This window comes from Acidobacteriota bacterium, assembly GCA_039030395.1.
In the GTDB taxonomy this organism is placed as follows: domain Bacteria; phylum Acidobacteriota; class Thermoanaerobaculia; order Multivoradales; family JBCCEF01; genus JBCCEF01.
On the sequence record JBCCEF010000003.1, the window covers coordinates 335946 to 356210 of the forward strand.

General features: G+C 65.9%; 17 protein-coding genes. 3 read left to right on the forward strand and 14 right to left on the reverse strand.

Features of this window, described 5'->3' with window-relative positions; translation table 11 throughout:
- The first annotated feature begins 69 nt into the window (after window positions 1–69).
- Window positions 70–612 (forward strand): GNAT family N-acetyltransferase, encoded by a 543-nt coding sequence (locus AAF481_05740; GenBank protein ID MEM7480655.1) that lies wholly within the window; start codon window positions 70–72, stop codon window positions 610–612.
- A gap of 3 nt (window positions 613–615) precedes the next feature.
- On the opposite strand, the gene AAF481_05745 is transcribed toward AAF481_05740, so the two are convergent.
- Window positions 616–2817 (reverse strand): UvrD-helicase domain-containing protein, encoded by a 2202-nt coding sequence (locus AAF481_05745; GenBank protein MEM7480656.1) that lies wholly within the window; start codon window positions 2815–2817, stop codon window positions 616–618.
- A 273-nt stretch (window positions 2818–3090) separates the two neighbouring features.
- Window positions 3091–4296, reverse strand: a complete 1206-nt coding sequence (locus tag AAF481_05750; protein ID MEM7480657.1) for a hypothetical protein — start codon at window positions 4294–4296, stop codon at window positions 3091–3093.
- 354 nt (window positions 4297–4650) lie between these two features.
- Between AAF481_05750 and AAF481_05755 the strand changes: the two genes are divergently transcribed.
- Window positions 4651–5832, forward strand: a complete 1182-nt coding sequence (locus AAF481_05755) for a low temperature requirement protein A (protein ID MEM7480658.1) — start codon at window positions 4651–4653, stop codon at window positions 5830–5832.
- A gap of 69 nt (window positions 5833–5901) precedes the next feature.
- Here the strand turns inward: AAF481_05755 and AAF481_05760 are convergent, their stop codons facing one another.
- The 11 genes from AAF481_05760 to AAF481_05810 form a co-directional block, all read right to left on the reverse strand.
- On the reverse strand, window positions 5902–8067 hold the full coding sequence (locus AAF481_05760; protein ID MEM7480659.1) for a sulfatase: 2166 nt from the start codon (window positions 8065–8067) through the stop codon (window positions 5902–5904).
- Between the two features lie 10 nt (window positions 8068–8077).
- Window positions 8078–9898, reverse strand: coding sequence for a glutamine--fructose-6-phosphate transaminase (isomerizing) (glmS, locus tag AAF481_05765; protein MEM7480660.1), 1821 nt, complete (start codon window positions 9896–9898; stop codon window positions 8078–8080).
- 6 nt (window positions 9899–9904) lie between these two features.
- A complete protein-coding gene (gene glmU / locus AAF481_05770; protein ID MEM7480661.1) occupies window positions 9905–11365 on the reverse strand; it encodes a bifunctional UDP-N-acetylglucosamine diphosphorylase/glucosamine-1-phosphate N-acetyltransferase GlmU in 1461 nt (486 codons plus the stop codon).
- Window positions 11362–12363: a uridine diphosphate-N-acetylglucosamine-binding protein YvcK gene (yvcK, locus tag AAF481_05775; GenBank protein ID MEM7480662.1), complete on the reverse strand. Its 1002-nt coding sequence runs from the start codon at window positions 12361–12363 to the stop codon at window positions 11362–11364. The genes glmU and yvcK overlap by 4 nt, the downstream gene beginning before the upstream one ends.
- Window positions 12356–12991 (reverse strand): hypothetical protein, encoded by a 636-nt coding sequence (locus AAF481_05780; protein ID MEM7480663.1) that lies wholly within the window; start codon window positions 12989–12991, stop codon window positions 12356–12358. Before AAF481_05780 ends, yvcK begins: the two co-directional genes overlap by 8 nt.
- Window positions 12992–13106: 115 nt before the next feature.
- Window positions 13107–13691: a GTPase domain-containing protein gene (locus AAF481_05785; GenBank protein MEM7480664.1), complete on the reverse strand. Its 585-nt coding sequence runs from the start codon at window positions 13689–13691 to the stop codon at window positions 13107–13109.
- 234 nt (window positions 13692–13925) lie between these two features.
- Window positions 13926–14420, reverse strand: coding sequence for a roadblock/LC7 domain-containing protein (locus AAF481_05790; GenBank protein MEM7480665.1), 495 nt, complete (start codon window positions 14418–14420; stop codon window positions 13926–13928).
- Window positions 14421–14732: 312 nt separating this feature from the next.
- A complete protein-coding gene (locus tag AAF481_05795) occupies window positions 14733–15215 on the reverse strand; it encodes a Fe-S-containing protein (protein ID MEM7480666.1) in 483 nt (160 codons plus the stop codon).
- Window positions 15216–15222: 7 nt separating this feature from the next.
- The gene (locus tag AAF481_05800; protein ID MEM7480667.1) at window positions 15223–15387 is read right to left on the reverse strand and encodes a DUF5989 family protein; all 165 of its coding nucleotides are present in this window, start codon (window positions 15385–15387) and stop codon (window positions 15223–15225) included.
- A gap of 44 nt (window positions 15388–15431) precedes the next feature.
- Window positions 15432–17267 (reverse strand): carbamoyltransferase, encoded by a 1836-nt coding sequence (locus tag AAF481_05805; GenBank protein MEM7480668.1) that lies wholly within the window; start codon window positions 17265–17267, stop codon window positions 15432–15434.
- Between the two features lie 70 nt (window positions 17268–17337).
- Entirely contained in the window at window positions 17338–17811 is a 474-nt protein-coding gene (locus tag AAF481_05810) for a hypothetical protein (protein MEM7480669.1), read from the reverse strand.
- Window positions 17812–18036: 225 nt separating this feature from the next.
- Here AAF481_05810 and AAF481_05815 point away from each other — a divergent pair, with 225 nt between their 5' ends.
- Window positions 18037–19371, forward strand: coding sequence for a hypothetical protein (locus AAF481_05815; protein ID MEM7480670.1), 1335 nt, complete (start codon window positions 18037–18039; stop codon window positions 19369–19371).
- Between the two features lie 196 nt (window positions 19372–19567).
- Here AAF481_05815 and AAF481_05820 read toward each other — a convergent pair whose 3' ends face one another.
- Window positions 19568–20254, reverse strand: a complete 687-nt coding sequence (locus AAF481_05820) for a methyltransferase domain-containing protein (GenBank protein ID MEM7480671.1) — start codon at window positions 20252–20254, stop codon at window positions 19568–19570.
- Window positions 20255–20265 lie beyond the last annotated feature (11 nt).

The window sequence follows — 20265 nt, forward strand, 5'->3', positions numbered from 1 at the left end:
CCATTGTAGTAATCTGGAGGGTACTTTCATGGCGCTAGCTAGCACCATGAAACCGAGAGGTGCCCCCGCATGTCCGTCGCCATCCAACGTCCCAGCCCGCGCGTCAGTCTGCGTCCGGCCGTGCCGCGAGATGCCGAGTACCTGCGGGCCTGGCGGGCGGAGGAGAGCGTGCGCCGCTACCAGCCGCTCAATGAACTCACCGTCGGTCAGCTACGCACCGACGTGGCGAGCCACCGCATGAGCGATCTCTACCGCTCGCGGGGCGAGAAGTTCCAGTGGATCGTCCTGATCGACGATCACCCGGCCGGTTGGATCACCTTGGTGGTCAGCAACTGGGAGCACGGCCTGGCGGAGGTGGGCTACGCTCTGTCGACCCAAGCCCAGGGCCAAGGGGTGATGACGGAGGCCCTCCGGCTGCTGATCGACGACCTCTTCACGGACACCCATCTCGAGCGCATCGAAGCGCGCTGCGCGGAGGGAAACCTCGCCTCCCAGCGGGTGCTCGAGAAGCTCGGATTCGAGCGCGAAGGTCTTCTGCGGAGCTACTTTCGGTTGCCCGAGGGACGGGTAGACAACTACCTGTTTTCGCTGCTGCGCTCGGACTGGGGGTAGTCGCTACAGAAGTTCGAGGTTGGCGTACTTGGCGACCAATTTCCGCTTCCCCACCTTCGGAAAATAGATTGTCAGCTTCGAGTGCTCGCCCTCTCCTTCCAGGGTAATCACCGTGCCGTCCCCCAGGGTCGGATGACGTACCCGGCTGCCGCGGCGCACCTGCCGCGCCTCCTGCGACGGCTCTTCCCATTCGCGTTCCTGGGGGCTGTCCCGCGGGCTGCGGCCGAAGAAGGAGTAGACCTCGCCGGCCTCGCGGAACAGGCTGGGGCTGTGGCTCACGTCCAGTAGCTCCTCCGGCAGTTCCAGCAGGAAGGGCGACTCGCGCTGGTCCTGATAGCGCCCGGCGATGCGGCGGCGGCGGCAGCTCGTCAAGTACAGGTGCTGGCGCGCCCGGGTCATGCCCACATAGAGCAGGCGCCGCTCCTCTTCGAGATCGTCGCGGGTGCCTTGAGCGTTGAAGTGGGGCAGCAGGCCGTCCTCCAGGCCGCCGATCACCACCAGGTCGAACTCCAGCCCTTTGGCGCTGTGCAGGGTCATCACCGACACGCCGCGCTCGACGTCCCAGTCGTCGAGGTCCGCCACCAGGGCGATGTGGTCGAGGAATGGGGTCAGCAGATCGTCTTCGTCGGAGCCGTAGGCCCGGGATTCGGTGAACTCTTGGGCCGCCGACAGGAACTCGCGGATGTTCTCGATGCGCGCCTGGCCGTCCGGATCCTCCGGCCGGAAGAGATCCATGTAGCGGGTCTCTTCGAGCAGGCGGTCGAGGAGGGCCGGCAGCGGAAGGTCGGCGGCGGCCTCTCGCAGGTTCACCATCAGACCGCGGAAGCGCTCCGCTGCCTTGGCGGAGCGCGGCGGCAGATTCTGGGTTTGCCGGTGGTAGATCACGTCCCACAGCGGTTGGCCAAGGGCCTCGGCCTCCTGCTGGAGCAGCTCCTGGGTCGCTTTGCCGATGCCGCGCGGCGGTTGATTGAGAATGCGCCCCAGGGAGTAGCTGTCCTGCGGGTTGCGCAACACCCGCAAGTAGGCGACCAGGTCTTTGATTTCCGCCCGTTCGTAGAAGCGGGTGCCGCCGACCAGTACGTAGGGAATGGCCGTCCGCAGGAGTTCCTCTTCGAGGGCTCGGGTCTGGGCGTTGGTGCGCACCAGGATCGCCATCTCGGAAAGCGGCAGGCGCTCCCGCATCCCCTGCAGCACGTTGACGATCCAGCGCGCCTCCTCCTGCTCGTCGGCGGCCTTGAATACCTCGATCTTGCCGCCCTCGCCGGCTTCCGTCCACAGCTCCTTGCCGCGCCGGCCTTCGTTGTTGGCGACCAGCGCGCCGGAGGCGTCGAGGATGGTCTGCGTGGAGCGGTAGTTCTGCTCCAGTTTGCGGATGGTGGCGCCCGCGAAGTGACGCTCGAATTGCAGAATGTTCTCGAGTTCCGCGCCGCGCCAGCGGTAGATCCCCTGGTCTTCGTCGCCGACGGCGGTCAGGTTCGGTTCGTCGCCGGCCAGCAGCTCGATCATCCGCTGCTGCGCCTGGTTGGTGTCCTGGTATTCGTCCACCAGCAGAAAGCGGGCGCGGGAGCGCATGCGGGCGAGCACGTCCGGCTCCTGCTCCATCAGCCGCACCGAGCAGAGCAGCATGTCGTCGAAGTCCACGCCCGAGGCTTGGGCGAGAAGGCCCTGGTAGCGCCGGTAACAGGGCGCCACCCGGCGGGCGAAAAAGCTATCCGCCTGATCTTCGAAGTCGTCCGGGTCGATCAAGCGGTTCTTGGCGCTGCTGACCGTCGCGAGTACCGCCCGCGGCGGGAAGGACTTCTCCGACAAGCCCTCGGCGGCCAGCGCCTTCTTCATCAGAGAGAGCTGGTCCGAGGTGTCCAGAATGGCGAAATTCCTCGCCAGCCCCACCCGTTCGCCCCACCGCCGGAGCTGGATCAAAGCCCAGCGGTGGAAGGTGCCGACGAAGGTTTCGAGCGGCCATTGATCGACCAACGACTCCACCCGCTCGCGCATTTCCGCCGCCGCCTTGTTGGTGAAGGTGACGGCGGTGATCTCCCCGGGTCGCACGCCCAGCTCGCGCACCAGCCAGGCGATGCGGTAGGTGATCACCCGGGTCTTGCCGGAGCCCGCCCCGGCGATCACGAGCTGCGGTCCGTTGCCGTGGGTGACGGCTTCGCGCTGCTGCAGGTTGAGGTCGGCCTCGAGGTCCACGGCGGTCGTCATGGCCGGAGTCTCTCCGAGGCTTAGGGGAGATGGCAACCCTTGTTCCTTGGTACAGATGAAAACGACCGGATCCGCCCCAGAAGGGCCGATCCGGTTGATGACGATCCCCGATCGCTGCTCCGAGCCCGAAGACCGAGGCGGCGGCTTGGCCGCCGTGGACGGGGTGAGCCTGAAAAGCCGGGGCTTTTCAGGTGAGGGGGCGCCCAGCCCCCTGGAAATCAACATCTAGCAGGAGTGCTGAAATCATGCGCGAAGCGCTCTTTCAGCAGCCTGCTAGGGCACCACGTTGCAGAGGGAATTGATTGCCACGCCGTTGAATCCCAGGCTGTAGCGGTTCTCGGCGCTCATCAGCACCTGCACCCAGCCCTGGCGATGGTTGTTGAGGCCCGGTCCATCGGCCAAGGCGATCTGCATGCGGCCGAAGTTGTAGGGAATGTTCAGGAAACTCACCGGCAAGCTCTGGGTGGCGAAGGGGAGCGCCGTGCCGGTATTGGCCGGGTTGAAGAAGTTCCCACCCGCTTCGTCGCGGGCGCTGATGAACGAGGTGTTGAGGGGGAACCAACTCGGTCCCGGACCGGCGCAGGGGAACGGATCGACTTCGTCAGTGCCGGTATCCCGCCAGACAACGAGCTGCGTACCGCCGGAGAAGGGGCCGCCCTCGAGAAAACGATTGGCCCACAGGTCCGGTAGCGGCGAGCGCTCGTCCTGGGCGTCGAAGTTGCTGTAGCGGCCATAGAAGGTGAACTCGTTGGCGGCGGCGAACTCCGTCAGGCTGCCGCGGATGGCGATCGCCTCGCTACCCTGGGCGAAGTCCTGGCTCGGATTGACGATGAAGAAATCGCCCCACAACCGGTTCTGGACGATGCCGATGCCGCCACCGCCGCCGCCGTTGACGAAGTAGGTTGCCGAAGCCGGGCTGAAGGTGTCGTCCGTTTGAATGGCGCTGCACTCGTCCACGGTGTCCACGGTGATGTAGCCGCGAGCCGTGTTGTCGAAGTAGTTGGCGCTGGCGCACAGACCGCTTGTGGGATCCGGCGTGCCGGTGTGGAAGGCCGCTAGGGTCGCGCGCTCCGCCGCGGTCAGCGCGGGGTTGCTGTGAACCGGCGTAAAGGTCGCGGACTCGCAGAAGGCGAAGGCCGAAAGATCCTCGCCTGCACCGGTGGAAGGGATGATGCCGTTGAGCAGATCGCGCACGTTCATGGTCTGCAGATCCCGAGGCCGCAACCAAATATCGAAACCGAGGGTGGGAACTCCGAAGTCCGTCCACAGCACTACCCGCACCAGCGTTTCGAACTGGCTTTCATTGTTGACCGAGAACAGGGTGGTGACGCCGGCCGGGCTGTTCAGATTCACTTCGAAGTACGGGATGAGCAGGGTGGAGCCCAGACCCACTCCGGACCGGCACTCCTGTGCTTGGGCTACGCCAGCAAAGCCCGTGAGGGCCAGTAGTAGGCTGAAAATCAGAAGTCGCTTCGCCATCGATGGTCTCCTTCGATCCGTTTCGAACTCAGGTAGTGCGCCCGGGGGCCGCATGCCAATTCATGGATACAGATGTTCTTGCCATTGTACCGGCGAACGGAGCGCGGAAGTGTTACGACCGGTATGTCCGCTGATGGCGCTTCGCCGAAGCGTTCCTCGCTCCGAAAACGGATTCAAGAAAGAAACGGGTGTACTTTTTCTCCTGCTCCATCTACCATTGCCGGCTGCTACTCGAGATCAACGGGCACAAGCCTGAACGGGCCAAGGAGAACCGGCTGAAGGCGAAGTGCCTTCTCGAGGCCTGGAAGAAGTGGTGCGCGGAGAACGACAACGACAGAGGTAGCCAATTTGACCATGAGCGACAGATCGGTCCTCATCAATCCCATCACCGCCCGCGGGGTCGACGAGAGCCATCGCGCCGCGACCCCCCTCGAGCTGTTCTACGACCTGATCTACGTGGTCGCGATCGCGAGCCTCGCGGCCCAGCTACACCACACCGTTTCGGATTGGCACCACGTCGGCCACGCCTCCCTGATGTATCTGTTCATCTTCTGGTGTATCTGGTGGCCGTGGAACACCTACACCTGGTTCGCTTCGGGATACGACACGGACGACGCCCAGTTTCGCTTGGCCTCCTTTGCGCAGATGGTCGGCGTGATCGTCATCGCGGTAGGTGTCGAGCCGGCCTTCAAGGAGGAGAACTTCCTGGTCATGATGATCGGCTACGTCATCATGCGCATCCCGTACATCTTGTTGTGGTTCAAGGTCGCCCGCGATGACGCACAGGCGCGGCCCATCGCTCTGCGCTACGCGGTCGGTGTTTTCCTCGTGCAGGTCGGATGGTCGCTGGCGGTTCTTTTCTTCAAGAACTGGTACCTCTTCGGGCTGCTGCTACTCCTTGAAATGCTGGTCCCGTTTCTGGCCGAAACGTCGGTCGACCGGGGGCAGAACACGAAATACCATTTCCACCACATCGAAGAGCGTCTCGGCCTGCTCACGATCATCGTTCTCGGAGAATCGATCCTGGCCTCGGTCTATGCCTTCCGGAAGGTCGTCGAGCACTACACTCCCGACCTGGCGATGCTCGTGGTGGGTACGTTGATGATTCTGTTCTCGATGTGGTGGTTGTACTTTGACGACAAGGTCGGGCAAGAGCTCGCGAGCGAGCGGAAGGCGTTTGTCTGGGGCTACGGCCACTATTTCGTGTACGCGTCCGCCACCGCCGTCGGGGCGCTCATCAGCGTCAACGTCGACGTTCTGACCGACCACGCCAAGATCGACCCCAGCCGCGCAGTGCTCGGCTTGTCACTGGTGATCGCCGCCTATCTCGTCTCCATTTGGTTGTGTCACGATCTCCTGCTCGAGAAGAAGGGGCTCAAGGGGATCGAACTCCTGGTGCTCGCCGTATTGGTCGTCGTTCTGGCGGCCACAACGGGGAGCGTCTTGCTCATTGGACTTGCCTTCGTCTCGCTGAATGCGGCCCGCCTCGTGCGTCGGCACCGGGAGTACGCATCGGGTCGACGGACGGCGCGATAGTTCGGCGCACCGGCATTTCGCCCACCGGGCCCCGTTACCGCTTCGACAACGCAGCGGGGCCGAGTCGGGTCACTGCAAATACCCCAACGCCTTGAGTTTGGTGATGTGGTTCCACTCGAGATACGCGGAGTCGAGGACGTCTTCGCCGGCGCGCAGTTCGCGCCGCAGCTCCTCCCGCTCCGCGATCTCGCGCTCGCCGAAGGCCAGCAGATCGGCGGCGATGTCCGGGCGCTCGGCGGCGAGGTCGCGGCTCTCGGCGGGATCTTCGGCCAGGTTGTAGAGCTCTTGGGGGAGGTCGTCGTCCTCGGGCACGATCAGTTTCCAGGGGCCGCGACGGACGCTCCAGCGCTGAGGGCCGTAGAGGATGCGGTCACTGATCAGGGTTCTGCGCGGCGCCCGCTCGCCGTGGAGCACCGGCGACAGGTCCATTCCCTGGGTGCGCGGGCTGTCGATACCGACCAGCGACAGGGCGGTCGGGAACAGGTCCGCCAGTTCCACCGGATCCGCGATGCGCCGCGGCTCGAGGTTCGGCGCTCGCACCAGGCCGGGCACCCGCACCAGTTCGCGGTAGTGCATGTTGCCGTGGTCTTGATCCTCGTAGCCGTGGGTCTGGAAGCGCTCGGCCCGCTCCCAGAAGGTCTCGCCGTGGTCGCTGGTCAGGATCAGCACGGTGTTCTCATCCAGGCCGAGGGTTTCGAGGCGGTCGAGGAAGCGCCCGACCTGGCGATCGGTGGTGGTGATCTCAGCTCGGTACAGGCCCTCGATCCAGCGCCGGTCGCGCCAGTCCGGGAAGGGCGGTCGGGTGTACTCGCAGTCGATCTCGCCCGCATAGTCCGGAGCGAAGGGCCGGGCGATGGCCTGACAGTCGTCCGCCCGTGGGGTGTACGGGTGGTGCGGCCCGAAGAGGTGGAGAAAGAGGAAGAAGCGCTGATCCTGGAGTTCCTCCAGCCGCTCCAGGGCGTGGTCGACGATCTTGACGTCTTCCTCGCTGATCCAGGCGTATTCGTCGAAGCCGCGGTCGAAGCCGAAGGAGGGATTCAAATAGATGTTGTTATAGATACCGACGGTGCGTAGGCCCTCGCGCCGCAGCACCTCCGCCAGGGTGGTCAGGGCGTCGTTCAGGGCGGTGGGCGCAAAGCTGCCGAGCTTGCGCCCGGCGCCGTGGGTCTGCGGCTGGAAGCCGGTGAGCAGTGAGGCGGTGCTGGGCAGGGTCCAGGGGCTGGGGGCCACCAGATCATCGAGCACCACCGACTCCTCCGCCAGGGCGTCGAGGCGAGGCGATAGGTTCATGTCGTCGCCGTAGGCACCGAGAAAGTCGGCCCGCAGTGTGTCGATCACCAGCACGATCAGGTTGGGGCCGGCATCGCGGCCATCCCGCACCAGCGCCGGGGCGCCCCACAGAGCGGTGCCCGAGGGCAGCGACCGCTCTCCCCGGGTCACCCGGGTCTCCAAGGTCAGTCGCATCCCCGGTGTCGTTCTCACCGGCCGGCGCAGGGTTTTCCAGCCCTCGACCCCGCCGCCGGAGAGAGTCTCGTCGAGCCACACCGTGCCGTCCTCCGCCACCGCCCGGAAATGGCCGGTGAACTCCGGCCGGTTGAAGCGCGGCAGCAGGCCGATGCGGGTTTCGAACACGCTCGGGTGCGGGATTTCCGCCGGCAGCAGCAGGGTGATCTCCTCACTGCCCGGCAGCACCGGCAGGGAGATGCCGCCCAGGGCGGAGGTGCGTTCGCCGTCGGCGGAGGCGAGGGCGGTGGCCTCGACGATCTCGAACTCGCCCTCTTCCACCGACCAGATCAGGCGGTGCACATGACCGGCCCAGTAGGGCTCGCGCCGCAGGTCGATCTCGTAGACGTGCTCTTCGCCATCGCCGATCACCGGAAAGGAGAGGGCGCGGTATTTCGTGGTCGCCGCCTCGTTCGACAGCTTCCAGCCGAGCTTGACGATTTCCGAAGTGCCGCGGCCTCGCACCTGGAGGCGGTCCACCCGCACCGCCGATAGGTCCACCTGCTGCACCCAGGGCTCCGCCGCCACCGTCTGACCGGTGGCGATCACCCGCGGTTCGGCCGCCTCGCGCTCGACATGCTCCGTCAGGCGGATGAAGGGCGGTCCCGGTTCTCGCGTGCAGCCGGCGGTGGCGAGCAGGATGAGGAGGAAAGAGGCGGCCAAGGCAGCGCGCCGGGCGAGGGTTCGCGCCGGGCGCCGCCGGAGCGCCGTCGCGGTGGAGGGACGTGCCATGGCGTGCCCGCTACTCGACGGTGACGCTCTTTGCCAGGTTGCGCGGCTGATCGACGTCGGCGCCGCGTCGCACGCCGATGTGGTACGCCAGAAGCTGTAGCGGAATCACGTTGACGATCGGTTGCAGCAGGCGCGAAATCCTGGGTACCCGGATCACCGAGTCGGCCACGCCGTCCAGCTCCGCCGGATCGCGGTCCGTCACGGCGATCACCTGGCCGTCGCGGGCCTTGACCTGCTGCATGTTGCTCACCACCTTGTCGAACACCCGGTCGCCGGTCGCCAGCGCCACTACCGGTACATCTTCGTCGATCAGGGCGATGGGGCCGTGCTTCATCTCGCCGGCGGGGTAGCCCTCGGCGTGGATGTAGGAGATTTCCTTCAGCTTCAGGGCGCCTTCGAGGGCGATCGGGTAATTCACCCCGCGACCCAGGTAGAGAAAGTTCTCCGCCCGTGCATAGTGCCGCCCCAGTTCGGCGATCTCGTCTTCCTGGCGGAGCACATCGTCCACCGCCTTCGGCAGGTGGGCGAGATCCGCCGTCAGCTCCGGCGCCAGTTCCAGGCCGCGCAGTTGCCGCAGATGCAGGCCGAGCAAGTAGATGGCGACGAGCTGGGTGGTGAACGCCTTGGTCGAAGCGACGCCGATCTCCGGCCCGGCGTGGGTGTAGATCACGCCGTCGCTGATGCGCGTCGCCTGGCTGCCGAGGACGTTGCAGATGGCGACCAGCTTGGCGCCGCGCTCGCGCGCCGTCTCCATCGAAGCCAGAGTGTCCGCCGTCTCGCCGGACTGGGAGATGCCGATGGCGAGCACCGAATCGTCGACGATCGGGTCGCGGTAGCGGTACTCGGAGCCGTAGTCCACCTCGGCGGGGATCTTCGCCAGCTCCTGGAGGATGAACTTACCCGTCTGGGCGGCGTGCCAGGAGGTGCCGCAGGCCACCAAGTGAATGCGGTCGAGGGTTTGAAGGTCGGCCTCCGAGAGGGCGAAGTCGTCGAGCTGGGCACCGCCCCGCACGAAGTCGACGCGCCCGGCGAAGGTGTCCTGGAGAGCCTGCGGCTGCTCGTGAATCTCCTTCGCCATGAAGTGCTTGTAGCCGCCCTTCTCGGTTTGGATGGGGTCCCAGTTGAGCACCTGTTCCGGCCGTTCGACGGCTTCGCCTTCGCGGTCCACCACTTCGATCGAGTTCGGCAGCAGCCGGGCGCGGTCGCCGTTTTCGAGAAAGAGTACCCGCCGCGTGTAGGCGAGGAGGGCGGCGGGATCCGAGGCGAGGAACTGCTCCTCGTCGCCCAGGCCGAGCACCAGCGGCGGACCCTGGCGGGCGGCGACGATCTCATTCTCGGCGCCCACCGCCATCGCCGCGAAGGCGTACATTCCCACCAGTTGCCGGCGGGCGGCGTCGACGGCGGTGGCCAGGTCGCCTTCAAAGAGGGACGACACCAGGTTGGCCACCACCTCCGTGTCGGTCTCCGAGGTGAAGGTCCAGCCCGCCTTTTGGAGCTGCTGTTTCAGCGTCAGGAAGTTCTCGATGATGCCGTTGTGGATGATGGCGATGCGCCCGCGGCTGTCGAGCACCGGGTGGGCGTTGCGTTCATTCGGTGCGCCGTGGGTGGCCCAGCGGGTGTGGCCCAGACCGTGGCTGCCGGAAAGGGGCTGAGCGTCGATCTTCTCGACCAAGCGGTCGAGCTTGCCCTCGGCTTTGAGGGTATCGATGTGGCCGTTCTTGGCCACGGCGATACCGGCGGAGTCGTAGCCGCGGTACTCGAGCCGCCGCAGGCCATCGACCAGTAGGGGGACCACCTCGCGGTGGCCGACGTATCCGACGATCCCGCACACGGTGTGTCAGTCCTCCTCGTTCGCTTTGCGGGCCTGGCGTTCGCGCCAGCCGGGAATGTTCCTCTGCCTTGCACGACCGACGCCGAGGTTGCCTTCGGGGACGTCCTGGTGGATCACGGAGCCGGCGGCGGTGGTGGCGCCCGGGCCGACCTCGACCGGCGCCACCAACATCGTATCGCTTCCGACGAAGGCCCGGTCGCCGATGGTGGTGCGATGCTTGGCGCGGCCGTCGTAGTTGCAGGTCACCACCCCGGCGCCGATGTTGGCGCCGGCGCCCACCTCCGCATCGCCCAGGTAGGCCAGGTGCCCGGCCTTGGCGCCGGGACCGAGGCGGGCGTTCTTGACCTCGACGAAATTGCCCACCCGGCTGCCGGCAGCGAGGTGGGCTCCCGGCCGCAGCCGAGCGAAGGGGCCCACCAGGACCTCGTTCTCCAGCCGCGCGCCGTCGAGCACGCTGTAGGGCAGCGCCTCCACGCCGTCGCCCAGGGCGCTGTCGGAGATCCAGCAGCCGGCGTGGATCTCACAGCCGGCGCCGACGACGGTGCGCCCGAGCAGGTGGACCCCCGGGTGCAGCACCGTGTCGAGACCCACTTCAACGCTGTCCTCGATCACCGTGCGGGCCGGCTCGAGCACCGTCACGCCGGCGGTCATCAAGGATTCGATCTTGCGGTCGACCAGGCGGCGATGGACCTGTGCCAGCTCGCTCCGGCGGTTGACCCCGAGGGTCTCGGAAGGATCTTCCAGGCGGTGGAGGGCCACCGTCTCACCGTTCTCGCGGGCGGCGCCGGGGGCGTCCGTCAGGTACAGCTCGCCCTGGGCATTGTCGGTGCCGAGGCGGCGCAGGTAGTCGAAGATCTCCGGCGCCGGCAGAGCGTAAAACCCGGTGTTGACGGTGGTCACCGCCAGTTCCTCGGCGGTGGCGTCGGCGGCTTCGACGATGCGGTCGAGTTGGCGGCCCTCGCCGCCGAGGGACAGCACCCGGCCGAGGGATGCGGGCTCTGCCAGATCGGCCACCGCCAGGGCGCCCCAGGCCTCGCCGCTCTCCACCCTCCGGGCGAGGGCGTCGAGGGTGGCGGCGGTCACCAGCGGAGCGTCGCCGGGCATCACCAGCAGGGTCGCCGGGGAGGCGACGAGCGGCTCCGCTTGGGCCAGGGCGTGGCCGGTTCCGCGCTGCTCTCGCTGCTCCACCCAGCGGAGATCGTCCGCGTCGCCGGCAGCCGTCAGCTCCTGGCGTACCGCCTCGGCGCCGTGGCCCACCACCACCAGGATCTCCCGGCAGCCGGCAACGCGCGCCGCCTGGACAGCCCAGGAGACCAGTGCCCTGCCGCCGGCCCGGTGGAGTACCTTGGGCCGGTCGCCACCCATGCGGGTGCCCTTGCCTGCGGCGAGTACGACGGCAATGCGTGGTGGGCCGATGGGCGGCGGCGAGCTACCGCCGGCGGACGGCGAGTGGGTATGCTCGTTCATGAGGCTTTCGGGACCAGGCCGGCGACCACCCGGGCGAGTCGTGCCGGATCATGACGGATCAAATCGCCTTCCGCCAGCAGGTCTTCTTCGATCACATCGACTCCGACGCTCTCGAAGGCCGCGCGGTCGACGGTCACCGGGGTGGATCCGCTGTCGGCATAGTTGCGCACCAGTTGCTCCGGCGGGGGAGCGGCGTTCGCCAGCACCGTGTCGACCAGCGATTCGCCGGCCAGGTTCTGGATCGCTTGCAGGTGGCCGATGCCGTCGAAGCCGTCCGTCTCGCCTGGCTGGGTCATCAAGTTCAACAGCAGAATCACCCGGGCCGAACTGCCGCGGATGGCGGAGCGAACACCGGGGATCAGTAGGTTCGGCAGGATCGAGGTGTAGAGGGAGCCGGGCCCCAGGAGGATCAGGTCGGCGTTGCGCAGGGCCTCGGCGGCGGGCGGGAAGGCCGGCGGCGCCGGCGGGTCGAGCACCACCGCCTCCATCGGCTCGCCGGAGGTGCCGATAGCGGATTCGCCTTCATACACCCGGCCGGAGGTGCCCCGGGCGCGCAGGCGAACGTCCTCTTGGGTGGCCGGTAGAATCCGCCCGCGCACCGAAAGGACCGACTCGGCGGTCAGGATCGCCTGGTAGAAGTCACCGGTGATGCCGGTCAGGGCGGTGAGGAACAGATTGCCAAAGGAATGGCCGGTCAGACCGGCGCCGTTCGGGAAGCGGTACTGGAACAAACGGGCGAGCAGGTCTTCGTCATCCGCCAGGGCGGCGATGCAGTTGCGGATGTCGCCCGGCGGCAGCACGCCGAATTGGCGCCGCAGGCGGCCGGACGAGCCGCCGTCGTCGGTCACCGTCACCACCGCCGTCAGCCGCGGCGCGGCCGGATCCGTCGGGTCAACGCGGGCTTTCAGGCCACGCAGCAGCACGGCGAGGCCGGAGCCGCCGCCGACGGCGACTAGCGAAGGCCCCCGCCCCTCCCCGGCGGTGCTGCCCTCAGCCAAGCTCGAAAAGCTGGTCGTGTTCGCCGGAGGTCCGCAGTGCGTCGAAGTCCGAATCGTGGAACGCGTAGACGCGGTTCTTCGGATTCTCGTCGATCGCCTTGCCGAGCAACTCGGCGGCCTGGTCGTCTGCTCCCTGGGCCGCCTGGATGGCCGCGGCCAGGTACAGGAAGCGCTCGTCTTTCTTGAGGCGGTCGCCCTTCTCGCACAGCGCCTGGGCGGCTTTGAAGTCCCCCAGATTGTGGTGCAACACGGCCGCCAGGAAGGGGTCGACATCCTTGTCGTTTTTCGCTTGATCGATCCGCCGCTCGGCGGAAACGAGGAGCTGGCGGGCCCGCTCGGCGAGTTCCGGTAGATCGGTTGTCTCGACGGCCTTTTCTAGCAGCGCCGTGGCCTTTTTCCAATCGCTGGCGTAGAGGCGGTCCATCGCCTCCTCGTAGATGCCGATTGCCGGATCCGTCGCAACCTCCGGCTCGGGCTTGCCGTCCTTGGTGACCAGACCGAGCTCGATCAGTTTGCTGGAAATCTCCCCGTGATCGACCTCGAAACGCTTCGCGAGTTCGTCGAGGGTCTTGGTTTTGGCGTAGCGGTTGAGGTAGCTGACTTCGGTGGTTTGCCAGGTTCTCGCCATGATCTTCCTTCCGATGTAGAGCGACAAGGGCGTGCTGTCGGAGCGCCCTACGCTGAAGTGACTGGAATGTACGAACCGCGAACGGCGGCGTCCTGCCTCGGCGACGGGCGTCGGTCTACCGTTTGCGCAGCTCGATCAGAATCTGTTTCGCGACCGACTTGAGGGTGTCGAACACCCCTTCGCCGGTCGTCGCGACCGCCTCGAAGGTGGGTTCGCGCTTGAAGTTGAGTATGCGGTACATCTTTTCCACCGGCTCCGCCGACGGCAGGTCCCGCTTGTTGAATTGCAGCGCGTACGGGATCTCCCGCAGGTCGAAGCTGAATTCCTGCAAATTGGCTTCCAGGTTGCGGATCGATTCGATATTCGCTTCCATCCGCTCGGCTTGACTGTCCGCCACGAACACCACCCCGTCCACGCCCTTGAGGATCAGCTTGCGGCTGGCGTCGTAGTAGACCTGCCCGGGGACGGTATAGAGGTGAAAACGCGTCTTGAAGCCGCGAATGGTGCCGAGGTCGAGCGGCAAAAAGTCGAAGAAGAGCGTGCGATCCGCCTCCGTGGCGAGGGAGATCATCTTGCCCTTCGCGTCCGGGGCGGTCTTGTTGTAGATGTACTGAAGGTTGGTGGTCTTGCCGCCAAGGCCCGGACCGTAGTAGACGATCTTGCAGTTGATTTCTTTGCTGGCGTAGTTGATGAACGTCATGCTAGGTGCCTCAAGCTCACAAAATCGCCACCGGTTGCTGTTTCTAGCTCAGTCCCGCGCCATTCGCAACTGCGCGTAACCGAGCCCGACAGGGGCTCGGCGGCAGCGTTAGCTGCCGAGGACGGGGTGAGCCCGAAAAAGCTGTGCTTTTTCGGCTGAGGGGGCGCCCAGCCCCCTAGGAAAACAGACTAGCAGGCGTGCTGAAATCATCGGCGAAGCACTTTCAGCCGCCTGCTAGTCGCTAAATAAGGCGTCGATGTCTTCGTCGGTGATCTCGGCGAAGGGACTGCTTTGGGAGTGGCCGGCTACCGTTTCCTGGCCCTTCCGCTGCATGGAATCGAAAATGGACTCCATCTCCGCGCTGGCGCGCTTGACCCGCAGCCGCACCAGGCCGAGGGATGAGCGTTCATCGAAGATGACCACCAAGATCGCTCGCTTCGCGACGATCGAAATGTGGATGTGGTCCTGTTCACCTTCATGGAAGAGGACCGAAAACTCGCGCTCGCCAATCAGCTTCGCCAAGCCGTCCGTCGCGGCGACGTTGCCGGCCGTCAGGGATGCGAGGGAGGTGGTGTCGAACTGCTCGATCTCGCCCTCCGAGGCGATCTGCTGGCCGTTCTTGTCGATCAAGAAGATCGCCCGGGCATGCGCATCGTGACGCAGCCGGCGCAGTGCTTCTACGAGCGCCTGCAACTCCTCCTCGAAGAGCACGAAATCTGTCGAAACCATGGTAGCGAACCCTTTCCCTCTGGCGCGAATCCGGCTTGAAAGCCGGCAAAGTGGTGACTCTACTGTATTTTGGCGATGCAGGGAACCGCGGTCACGTAGCTGGCAGGTCGCTGAAAAAGGCCTTCGGCCTATGATCTCAGCCTCCCTGCCCGCTTCTTTCAGGGGGGCTCAGCGCCCGCCCGCGGTCCGCCCCTCGCCCGAAAGGTACTGATTTTTCGGCCCCAACCCCATCTCCGGCGGCAGAGCCGCCGTCTCGCCTTTCAGGCTCGGAGCAGGGCGCTGAAGTGTGTTGAGAATTCTCTCAGCACCCTGCTAGCGAAAGTAGCGCCAGCCCCGAAGAATTTCGGACTCCTGCAAGACCAGTCGATCGCCCTCGAGCCGATGGGCCAATGGTACCGGTTTGCAGCCGCCGCCGCCATCGTTGACCTCGGCCAGGCGAAAGGCCTTGTCGCAGACTCGGCAGACCATCCATTCGCCGTCGTGGCGGTAGCCGCGCTTGCGCTTGAAGCAGATCTCGTTGGCGTCGAAGGCGGCCTGCACGGTGCCCTCGGAGTCGCGGCCGACGAAGAACTTGACCTCTTGGTTGCCGTAGTTCAGGAATCGGAAGAAGCGCACCGCGCCGGGGTCGAGGCCCGCGAGATCGATTTCCACCACGCCCTGGCGGTCCGGACTGACGCGCTCGAAGTCCGAGCCGCCGGGCAACACCTGGTAGATCGCCACCCCCATCATCACCAGGCCGATGAGAACGGCGCCGTGCCACGGGCGGAAGCGCGAGGGAGACTCGGCAGAGGACATAGGGGGGCTAGAAGAGGGTGTAGATGAACGGCGCGCTCGCCTGACTGGTCACCACCAGGAAGACCACCAGGGCCAAAACGAGGAAAAACGGCACCATCCAGTAGGCCTTGTGCTCGCGGGCAAAGGCCACCACCTCTTTGAACAGGGAACCGATGTAATTCAGCTTGCGCATGGAGCTGTCACCTTCTCCGAAATTCTACCCCAGGCGGAAGTCGCCTAATCGAGAGGATACTCGTCCTGCCAGTCCTCGCGCGCCTCGACCGCCGCCTGGTCCTTTTTGTCGAGTAGGAAGGAGCCGAGCACCAGGTAGTCCATCTCGGTACGCATAAAGCAGCGATAGGCGTCCTCCGGGGTGCAGACGATCGGCTCCCCGCGCACGTTGAAGCTGGTGTTGACGATCACGCCGCAGCCGGTGAGGGCCTCGAACTCGCGGATGATGGCGTGGTACTCGGGGTTCGTGTCGGCGGAAACGCTTTGTACCCGTGCCGAGTAGTCCACATGGGTGATGGCGGGGATCTCCGAACGCGGCCGATTGACCCATTCGCGGATGTCGAGGTCTTGCTCGTCGCCGCGCGGGGCGGTGCGCAGATTCTCCTCGACCCCGGCCACCAGCAACATGTAGGGAGAGGCGCGGTCGAGGTCGAAGTACTGGCTGACCCGCTCTTCGAGCACCGTTGGGGCGAAGGGCCGGAAGCTCTCCCGGTACTTGATCTTCAGGTTCATCACCGACTGCATGCTCTGGGAACGCGGATCGCCGATGATCGAGCGGTTGCCGAGCGCCCGGGGCCCGAACTCCATTCGCCCCTGGCACAGGCCGACGACGTTTTCCTCGGCGATGATTTGGGCGATGCGCCGGGGGCGCTCGTCCGCCGACAGCTCCTGGTAGGCGTAGCCGTGATGATCCAGGAACTCGCGGATTTCGTCGTCCGCAAAGCTCGGCCCGAGCTGCGCGCCGCGCATCGAGTCCTTGCCGGGCAGCGTCGTCCGGGGGTTGCCGAGGGCGTTGTGCCACACCGCCAGGGCGGCCCCCAGGGCGCCGCCGGCGTCGCCCGAGGCCGGCTGGATCCACACCTCGTCGAAGATCCCTTCGCGCAGCAAGATGCCGTTGGCGACGCAATTCAGGGCCACGCCGCCGGCCATGCACAGGTTCCGCTGGCCGGTGGCCTCCCGGGCGTGCCGGGCGAGGCGGAGTACCGCCTCCTCGGTGACCTCCTGGATCGACTTCGCCAGGTCCATCTCGCGCTTGGTGATCGGCGTTTCCGGTTCCCGCGGCGGCCCGCCAAAGAGCTCAGCGAACTTGGCATTGGTCATCCTGAGGCCGCTCAGGTAGCCGAAGTACTCCATGTTGAGGCGGAAGGAGCCGTCGTCGCGCAGGTCGATCAGGTGTTCCTTGATCAGATCCGCGTAGCGGCCCTCGCCGTAGGGCGCCAAGCCCATCAGCTTGTACTCGCCGGAGTTCACCCGGAAGCCGGTGAAATAGGTGAAGGCCGAGTAGAGCAGTCCGAGGGAGTGGGGAAAACGAATCTCCTCCAGCAGTCGCAGCCGCGAACCCTCGCCGAGGCCGACGGTGGTGGTGGCCCATTCGCCCACGCCGTCCAGGGTCAAGACCGCTGCCTCGTCGAAGGGCGAGGGGTAGAAGGCGCTGGCGGCGTGCGACTCGTGATGCTGGGTGAACAGAACCTCGCCCGGCTTCTCGATGCCGCACTGGGCGAGGGAGTCGTGAATGCGCGGCGGAATCCACAGTTTCTCCCGCAACCACACGGGGACCGCCTGAGAGAAGGATTTGAGGCCCCGCGGGGCGACGCTCAAATACGTCTCCAGGATGCGGTTGAAGGTCAGCAGGGGCTTGTCGTAGAAGACCACGTAGTCGAGGGACTCGCCCTCGCCCACTCCTCCCTCGGCCAGGCAATAGCGCACCGCCTGCAAGGGGAAGTCGGGGTCGTGCTTGCGGCGGGTGAAGCGCTCCTCCTGAGCGGCCGCGACGATCTCGCCATCGACCAGCAGGCAGGCCGCCGCATCGTGGTAATAGCAACTGATCCCGAGAAGTCTCACTGGTTGGGCACTCACGGGGTTCTCTCCGGGATCCGGCGCGGCTCGGTCGTCGTAGTAGGGACGGGCGCCATCAAAACTGGCGCCGGTAGGGCGCGAGGGAGGCCTCGATCTCGGGTGACTTTTCCCAATAGGACGTCCGCTCGGCTTCGGCACCGAAGGTCAGCCGCAGCCGCCCGAAGGCGCGCAGCAGCCAGCCCGCTGGCGTCACGAACAGGAAGTACAGCCCGGTCATCAACACCCAAGTGACCAGCCGAGCAACCCACAGGGCAAACACCGCCAGGCCCTGGGTGAGGGCGCGGTAGGCGGTGAGCGGAGCGACGAGGGCGAGCAGCAGAATGAACGCCGTCAGGCCGCCGGCGACCATGCCGAGGGTCGGCTTCCAAAGGTAGAGCAGGGCCGCAATGGTGAAGCCGATGAGGGCTCGAATCAGGCCCTCGCGACGGGCCCTCGAGGCCGCCTGGCGAGAGTCCGCGGCGGTTTGTTCGCTATGCCGCCAATTCCACGCCACGGTGGAGACGGCAGAGGACGATTTGTGTTCCGACATGGAGGACGCGGGTTCTCGGTTGGTAATTCAGGTCGTGGCGCCCATTTGGGGACGGATGGACGGCCGGAGCCGTATGTTACTCGATAAATCGTGTGGACCACCCCGAAAAGTGCCGTGGAACCTCCGGAATTGCACAAAAATGGTTGCAAATCATGAGAAAATCCCATACGGTGGAAATCCAGCCAGGAATGTCGTTTTCAGTCAGCTACAGGAGGTTGTACCCCCATGCCGAATAGGACTCTAAGACTTTGTGTTGTTCTCGCCTTCGGAACGCTCGCTCTGTGCACCACGGGAGTGGCGTGGGCGGAAGGCGTTTACGTGCCCGTCGCGACCAGCGTCGTGGACGACGGCGAGTTCAATCAGACCCGCCTGCTGGTGACCAACGAAGGCACCGAGGCGCGCCGTTTCCGCGCCCGCTTCATCCCTACCAACACCGACGGCGTGCCGCCGGAGGGCGACCCGATCGGGGACCTGATCTCCGTGCAGCCGGGGTCGACTTTGGTGATGGCGAGCGTCGCGCCGGAGGGCCAGGCCGGCATTCTCGAACTGGACGGCGCGCCGCAGCTCAGTTTCGCGGCCGAACTGGTGCGCCGCTCGGCATCCGGTGGCATCAGAACCGTCACCCCGATTCCGGTGGTGGGGCTCGATCAGGTGGCGAACGCCGAGGAAGCCCAGGAGATTCTCGGCCTCGGTCGCAGCCTGGATGGTGAAACGACCGACGTGGGGGTGGTGACCTTCGGCGCCGAGCCGGCGCAGTGCGACATCTCCCTCTTCCGCGCCGACTCGGGCCAGGTCGCCCAAACCGCCGTCATCACGGTGCCGGCTTCGGGCCACCGCCAGTTCGATGCCGCCTTCAACATCCTCGGTGTGGAGGAAATTGCGCTGGCGCGGATGAACGTCAAGTGCAGCCAGCCGTTCTACGCCTACGCTTTGAACCACAAGGTCGAGCCCGAAGACACGGTCTTCCTGTCACCGGCCACCAATGCTTCGCGGCGGGTCGGTCCGGGCGCCCCGGGTTCTGTCGGCATTCTGCGTTTGAACGGCGAGTTCTTCCGCAGCACCCTCGACGAGCCGGTGTTCCGGGTACCGCTGGACAACATCCAGCCGGGAGTCCAGTACTCGCTGATCACCTTCGAGTTCGACATGCGGGTGGAGCGCTACCGCGGGCCGCTGTTCAACGCGGTATTCAACTTCGTGCGCAACGGCGGGCCGCTCTACGGCGCTTTGTTCATTCGCGGCGACCGCAACAAAACCATTCTCGATCTCGGCAATGAGCGCGAGGTGCAGGGGCCGACCAACTGGTCCGAGCGCACCAACTACCACGTCGAGTTCACCTATGACGTGGCGGCGGGCCGGGCGACGCTGCTGGTCTTCCGCGGTGGCGAGGGCGGCGAGTTGATCCAGCAGGTCACCGGGGGCATCACCAACTCGAACGTGTCGCACAATGGCCAGGGCATCAACCTGATCTTCGGCCTGTCGCGGATCTTCGACGGTGCCTTCTACCCGCCCCTGAACTGGCGCTACTCCAATCTGGAAGTCCAGGCTTTCCCGCTGGAGTAGGACCCGGCGCAAAACCTCTGTAGCCTGACGGGCCGGTTCCTTCGGGAACCGGCTTTTGTTCGTTTTGGCCTAGCAGGGTGCTGATAGATCCGATTAGAGCTTCAGCATCCTGCGACCGAGCCCGCAGGGTGAGGCGGCGGCTAGGCGCCCCCGCCAGCGCTGCAGGGGTAGGCCGAAGGCCTTTCTCAGCGACCTGCTAGGTGCGGATCACCAGCGAGAAGCGGAAGGGAAACCGCCGACGGATCTGCGGATCCGGCCAATCCCTGACCAGGCGGCGGAGGTCGTCCAGACGCCAGCTCCGGCGCACCGAAACGATGCCGTCGTGGCGGGTAATGCGGCAAACCCCGAGGGCCGGAAGTAGGAGGCGCACGAGCAGGCCGGCGAGCGGATTCCGGCGGAGATCGACCACCGCGAGGCCACGCCGTGAGACGCGCCGCATTTCTTTGAGGATTGCGCGATTGGCCGAGCCGTCGAAGTGGTGAAAGAACAAGGTGGAGATCGCCCAGTCGCAGGTTCCTTCGCGAAACGGCAAGGCGGCGGCGTCCGCCACCACCGGCAGGTGACCGAAACCCGCCCGGCGACCGGCGGCCAGATGGGCGATCTGCCGGTCAACCGCCACCAGCGAGAGATCCACCCCGCGCCGGGCGAGGGGCCGGCGCAGTCGTTCGACCATCTCGCCGGTTCCGGTGCCGAGATCGATCGCCACCACCGGACCGGCCACCTCCGCGAGTAGCGGCACCAGCGTGCGGAGGATCGAGGTCGAACCGAAGAGCCACCGGTTCACCCGGCTCAGGCCCGCCAGGGCGCGCTCGCGCACCTGGGGATCGAGGTCCGTCCGGTCGAGCAGCTCCGGTTCAGCGAAATGGGGGTCGGCGGTCGCCATCGCGCTGAGTG